Annotated in this window: 1 rRNA gene; it reads right to left on the minus strand. The window is 57.3% G+C overall.

The window, feature by feature from the left end:
- Positions 1–19: 19 nt before the first annotated feature.
- Positions 20–3,142, minus strand: a 23S ribosomal RNA gene (locus C3488_RS39425).
- Positions 3,143–3,198: the final 56 nt, after the last annotated feature.

Genomic DNA, 3,198 nt, shown 5'->3' on the forward strand with positions numbered 1-3,198 from the left:
ACAGTGGACGCGAGCAACTGAGGACAAGCCCTCGGCCTATTAGTACCAGTCACCTCCACCCGTTACCGGGCTTCCAGACCTGGCCTATCAACCCAGTCGTCTACTGGGAGCCTTACCCCATCAAGTGGGTGGGAGTCCTCATCTCGAAGCAGGCTTCCCGCTTAGATGCTTTCAGCGGTTATCCCTCCCGAACGTAGCCAACCAGCCATGCCCTTGGCAGAACAACTGGCACACCAGAGGTTCGTCCGTCCCGGTCCTCTCGTACTAGGGACAGCCCTTCTCAAGACTCCTACGCGCACAGCGGATAGGGACCGAACTGTCTCACGACGTTCTAAACCCAGCTCGCGTACCGCTTTAATGGGCGAACAGCCCAACCCTTGGGACCGACTCCAGCCCCAGGATGCGACGAGCCGACATCGAGGTGCCAAACCATCCCGTCGATATGGACTCTTGGGGAAGATCAGCCTGTTATCCCCGGGGTACCTTTTATCCGTTGAGCGACGGCGCTTCCACAAGCCACCGCCGGATCACTAGTCCCGACTTTCGTCCCTGCTCGACCCGTCGGTCTCACAGTCAAGCTCCCTTGTGCACTTACACTCAACACCTGATTGCCAACCAGGCTGAGGGAACCTTTGGGCGCCTCCGTTACCCTTTAGGAGGCAACCGCCCCAGTTAAACTACCCATCAGACACTGTCCCCGATCCGGATCACGGACCCGGGTTAGACATCCAGCACGACCAGACTGGTATTTCAACGACGACTCCACCCGAACTGGCGTCCAGGCTTCACAGTCTCCCAGCTATCCTACACAAGCCGAACCGAACACCAATATCAAACTGTAGTAAAGGTCCCGGGGTCTTTCCGTCCTGCTGCGCGAAACGAGCATCTTTACTCGTAGTGCAATTTCACCGGGCCTATGGTTGAGACAGTCGAGAAGTCGTTACGCCATTCGTGCAGGTCGGAACTTACCCGACAAGGAATTTCGCTACCTTAGGATGGTTATAGTTACCACCGCCGTTTACTGGCGCTTAAGTTCTCAGCTTCGCCCACCCGAAAGTGAGCTAACCGGTCCCCTTAACGTTCCAGCACCGGGCAGGCGTCAGTCCGTATACATCGCCTTACGGCTTCGCACGGACCTGTGTTTTTAGTAAACAGTCGCTTCTCGCTGGTCTCTGCGGCCACCCCCAGCTCAGAGCGCAAAGCTCATCACCAGGCGTGGCCCCCCTTCTCCCGAAGTTACGGGGGCATTTTGCCGAATTCCTTAACCATAGTTCACCCGAACGCCTCGGTATTCTCTACCTGACCACCTGAGTCGGTTTAGGGTACGGGCCGCCATGAAACTCGCTAGAGGCTTTTCTCGACAGCATAGGATCATCCACTTCACCACAATCGGCTCGGCATCAGGTCTCAGCCACAAGGTGTGCGGATTTGCCTACACACCGGCCTACACCCTTACCCCGGGACAACCACCGCCCGGGATGGACTACCTTCCTGCGTCACCCCATCACTCACCTACTACCAGCTCGGGTCACCGGCTCCACCACTCCGTGCTTGTCCGAAGACGCACACGGCGGTTTCACGGGCTTAGCATCACTGGATTCGATGTTTGACGCTTCACAGCGGGTACCGGAATATCAACCGGTTATCCATCGACTACGCCTGTCGGCCTCGCCTTAGGTCCCGACTTACCCTGGGCAGATCAGCTTGACCCAGGAACCCTTAGTCAATCGGCGCACACGTTTCTCACGTGTGAATCGCTACTCATGCCTGCATTCTCACTCGTCAACCGTCCACAACTACCTTCCGGCGCTGCTTCACCCGGCAGACGACGCTCCCCTACCCATCCGTACACCCGTTAGGGCTACATATACGAATGACACGACTTCGGCGGTACGCTTGAGCCCCGCTACATTGTCGGCGCGGAATCACTAGACCAGTGAGCTATTACGCACTCTTTCAAGGGTGGCTGCTTCTAAGCCAACCTCCTGGTTGTCTGTGCGACTCCACATCCTTTCCCACTTAGCGTACGCTTAGGGGCCTTAGTCGATGCTCTGGGCTGTTTCCCTCTCGACCATGGAGCTTATCCCCCACAGTCTCACTGCCGCGCTCTCACTTACCGGCATTCGGAGTTTGGCTAAGGTCAGTAACCCGGTAGGGCCCATCGCCTATCCAGTGCTCTACCTCCGGCAAGAAACACACGACGCTGCACCTAAATGCATTTCGGGGAGAACCAGCTATCACGGAGTTTGATTGGCCTTTCACCCCTAACCACAGGTCATCCCCCAGGTTTTCAACCCTGGTGGGTTCGGTCCTCCACGAAGTCTTACCTCCGCTTCAACCTGCCCATGGCTAGATCACTCCGCTTCGGGTCTTGAGCGTGCTACTCAAACGCCCTCTTCGGACTCGCTTTCGCTACGGCTACCCCACACGGGTTAACCTCGCAACACACCGCAAACTCGCAGGCTCATTCTTCAAAAGGCACGCAGTCACGAGACACCAGCAAGCTGATGTCCGACGCTCCCACGGCTTGTAGGCACACGGTTTCAGGTACTATTTCACTCCCCTCCCGGGGTACTTTTCACCATTCCCTCACGGTACTATCCGCTATCGGTCACCAGGGAATATTTAGGCTTAGCGGGTGGTCCCGCCAGATTCACACGGGATTTCTCGGGCCCCGTGCTACTTGGGTGTCTCTCAAACGAGCCGCTGACGTTTCGACTACGGGGGTCTTACCCTCTACGCCGGACCTTTCGCATGTCCTTCGCCTACATCAACGGTTTCTGACTCGTCCTGTCGCCGGCAGACGACAGAAGAGAGATCCCACAACCCCGCATGCGCAACCCCTGCCGGGTCTCACACACATACGGTTTGGCCTCATCCAGTTTCGCTCGCCACTACTCCCGGAATCACGGTTGTTTTCTCTTCCTGCGGGTACTGAGATGTTTCACTTCCCCGCGTTCCCTCCACACTGCCTATGTGTTCAGCAGTGGGTGACAGCCCATGACGACTGCCGGGTTTCCCCATTCGGAAACCCCCGGATCAAAGCCTGGTTGACGACTCCCCGGGGACTATCGCGGCCTCCCACGTCCTTCATCGGTTCCTGGTGCCAAGGCATCCACCGTGCGCCCTTAAAAACTTGGCCACAGATGCTCGCGTCCACTGTGCAGTTCTCAAACAACGACCAACCACCCATCACCC

Source organism: Streptomyces sp. Ru72 (genome assembly GCF_002920635.1).
In the GTDB taxonomy this organism is placed as follows: domain Bacteria; phylum Actinomycetota; class Actinomycetes; order Streptomycetales; family Streptomycetaceae; genus Streptomyces.